Source organism: Actinomyces sp. 594 (assembly GCF_019325145.1).
Classification (GTDB): domain Bacteria; phylum Actinomycetota; class Actinomycetes; order Actinomycetales; family Actinomycetaceae; genus Actinomyces.
In genome coordinates, this window is record NZ_PIZC01000046.1 from 15,765 (window position 1) to 19,026 (window position 3,262).

Here is a 3,262-nt window from a genome sequence, read left to right on the forward strand (position 1 = left end):
CAGGGGTTGTATGCGGCGTAGACGCCTGCGGTGTCGATGAGGCCCATAATTCGGATCCAATCTGTTAACGGGCTGTAGTTGATGAGTCGCTAAGGACGGGTTCTATGCTTACCCATTTCATGGCGGACGGTATCGCCCAAATGGCTAGGCCGATTGGGGGAGTCTCTAGACCAGGCCCGCACGCAGGGCGTAGACGACGGCCCCGACGCGGTCCTGCACACCCAGCTTGGCGATCAGGGCGGAGACGTGCGTCTTGACGGTCGCATCGCTTACGCCCAGGGCGCGAGCGATCTGCTTATTGGTCTTGGCCTCCACCATGAGGGTCAGCACCTCGACCTCCCTGGGGGAGAGCGTGATCCCCGGGGGCAGGGTCTTGGCCGTGGTCTGAGGCTGAGATGGTGCTGTGGAAGCCGATGCAGCTGCCGTGCTTCGTTCGGGCCTGCCGGTGATGATGGACGAGGAGCTTGGTGAGAGCACCATGTTGCCTGCGGCGACGTGCCGGATGGTGGCGGCCAGTGTCTCCACCGGGTCCTCCTTGGCGATGAAGCCGCGTACGCCGGCGGCGAGGGCCCGGTCCATCACCGAGTCGGCTACGAAGGTGGTCAGTACGAGTATGGCGATCTCGGGGCGCTCGCGGTGCACGATATTCGCTAGCGCGATGCCGTCCAGACGTGGCATCTGCACGTCCACCAACAGCACTTGCACCTGAGCATCGGGTGTGTCGGAGCGCAGGATGTCGAGGGCATCCTGTCCGTCTCCGGCCGCCCACCTGACGTGGATGTCGTCACTGGCCGCGTTGGTGAGCAGATCGGTGAGGGCGCGGCGCACGAGTGCGTCGTCGTCGACTATGCCGACGTGAATCATGAATTCCTCTCAGGGGCGGTGGGTATGGGGTGGAAGTCGGCGAGGGGAACGGTGGCGGTGACCATCCAGGAACCGTTGTCGGACAGCGTGGTCAGGGTGCCTCCGATGGCTGCGAGGCGCTCGCGCATGCCCAGGATTCCGGTGCCCGAACGCGGGAGGTGCGCACTGGTGTCGCGAACCCGGTTGGTGGATACCAGTCGGATCACCTCTGGGCCCAGTGAGAGCGTCATGGTGACGGGGGCGTGGGGATCGCCGTGGCGGATGATGTTGGCGCCCATCTCCCGAGCCACCCGGGACAGGGTGCTGGCTTGAATCCGGGTGGGGACGGCATCACCCAGGTGCCGGTAGGTAATGTCGAATCCGGCTGCGGACACGTCCGCGCTGATCGCGCCGACGGCGGTGCTCAAGTCGCTGACCGCATTCCCCAGGCCGGTGGTCGTAGAAATGGACTGCTCTTGCTCCGAGGCGGGGCTGCGCAGAGTACGCAGCAGCAGGCGCAGCTCGTGAAGCGCATCTGAGGCGGTTGCCTCAATGGCGGTGAACTCATGGCGGGCGTGGTCCGAGTAAGAGGTATCGGCGGCGGCCCGCTGGGCGCGCAGGGCGGTCTGGGACATGGAGTAGGCCACGAGGTCGTGCATCTCCCGGGCGATCTCCAGGCGCATCTCCTCCAGCTGGGCATCCGCCTGCTCGGCGTCGGCCAGGCGGGATGCCTCAATGAAACGCACCAGCGCGCCTAGCGGAACCAGCAGGGCGCCCATAAGCGCTGTGTACCACAGTGTTCCTAGGCTATTTCCCATTTGGTTTCCCGGCGCGCTCAGCGACATCAGTAGCACGGCCTCGCTGAGAAGCGTTGTGAGCAGCACCGAGAAGGCCGGCCATGGTGGGAAGAAGCGCCCCAGGAAGAACAGGAAGGCCAGGTTGCTGATGGTGATGTCGGAGAAGTTCGCGGAGGGTATCAGGAGCAACAGGAGCCAACACACCAGATACGCTAAAACGCCGGGAACGGGGTGTAGTGGGATGAGTGTTATGAGCACCATAGCGGCCACCATGAAGGCGACGTCAATGGGTTTTGGCGCCTCCCGAATGACAACCTGGTTGCCGATCAGGTTCGCCAACCCGACGATCGCTCCAATGATGACGTACACGCGGCGGCGGGACATGGGCTCAGGGGGTTGTGCAAGCCCGCTGTACGCGCGTGCTGTCAGGGAGGCGATGGCATCGCCCAGCACCATCATGCACCCCCTCCGCCACGCAAGCTGTTATGTAGGTCACTCTAGCAATGGTTGCCGAGAGCGCCCCTGAGTCAGACATGACGGTTATGACATTAACTCTGGAGTGGGTGCGATACGGGTGAATCACGGCTGGGATCACAGTGGTATCGAGCACGTGGTTGGGCGGCGGCGTCCGTCGCCTCGGACGACTCAGCCGCGTTGGCGCGGGTGCGGTTCTTGGCGCAGGTGCCGAGTCCGCGAGCAGGGCGGCGTCCCCGCAGGCGCGAATGCCCGAGGAGGGATGGGTGACGGGACTGGTACTTAGTTGAGGGGGGACTGCGCGCGAGGAGCGGTAGGCCGGAAGCGTCCTTGGGCCAGGAACAACCCCCACGGTCCGTAGGGAAGTTCCAGGTGACGGATGTGGGCCAGCTCCGCAAGCACCGCGTACCTGCCGTAGATCCAGGCGAGCACGGCTGCCAGCAGCAGGATGACGGCGCAGGTAATGGTGACCTGGAGGGGGTTCAGCATCTGTCCTGCCGCCACCAGTAGTGCGGTGCCGACGGCTGCGCAGGCGCTGGCGGTCGTCATGGTCTGAATTATTGCCTTGAGCGTGCTGAGCAGGCCGGCGTCGGTAATGGTGCCGCCCATGGCTGCCATTGAGGTAAGAAAAGTGCGGTAGCGACGTCGGGAAACGAAGAAGATGATGACGGCGGTGGCGAGACTGCCGACTATCGCGCTGAGGATCTCGATGGTCATCAGGGGACTCCTTCAGGATGGCGTCGCTCCGATCCTCACCGCAGCGAGGACCGGGCGCATCCCCCGATTGGATGAGCCGATCGGGGGGCATGACCGGAGACACAGTAGTCTTTCGGGCGGTGTCAGGCGCTCTGGGGCAGCAACCGTGCCGACGCGACCTGACACGGGCGGCGCGCGCCGGCGTGGCGGTGCCTGTGCCCTGGTCGACGGTTCGTGTGTTCTGTCCGGCGGTTCGCGTGCCCTGGTTGGCGGTTCGTACCTCGTGGTGACGGTTCGTACGTTCTGGTCGACGATTCGTACCTGGTGGTGACGGTTCGTACGGTGGGGGTACGTAGCGTCGTCGAAAGGTACTGTGCTGTCTCCACACTTCTGGGACGGTTGAGTCTCATGACTTCTGGGACGGTTGAGTCTCATGGGTTTTGGGACGGTTG

At 64.2% G+C, this 3,262-nt stretch carries 3 protein-coding genes; all 3 read right to left on the reverse strand.

Going from position 1 to position 3,262, the window contains the following annotated elements; all coding sequences use genetic code 11:
• Window positions 1-165: 165 nt before the first annotated feature.
• Window positions 166-864, reverse strand: a complete 699-nt coding sequence (locus tag GZ998_RS07785; protein ID WP_162680069.1) for a response regulator transcription factor — start codon at window positions 862-864, stop codon at window positions 166-168.
• Window positions 861-2,024, reverse strand: a complete 1,164-nt coding sequence (locus GZ998_RS07790) for a sensor histidine kinase (RefSeq protein ID WP_219109515.1) — start codon at window positions 2,022-2,024, stop codon at window positions 861-863. Before GZ998_RS07790 ends, GZ998_RS07785 begins: the two co-directional genes overlap by 4 nt.
• A 372-nt stretch (window positions 2,025-2,396) precedes the next feature.
• On the reverse strand, window positions 2,397-2,831 hold the full coding sequence (locus tag GZ998_RS07795; protein ID WP_161923250.1) for a hypothetical protein: 435 nt from the start codon (window positions 2,829-2,831) through the stop codon (window positions 2,397-2,399).
• Window positions 2,832-3,262: the final 431 nt, after the last annotated feature.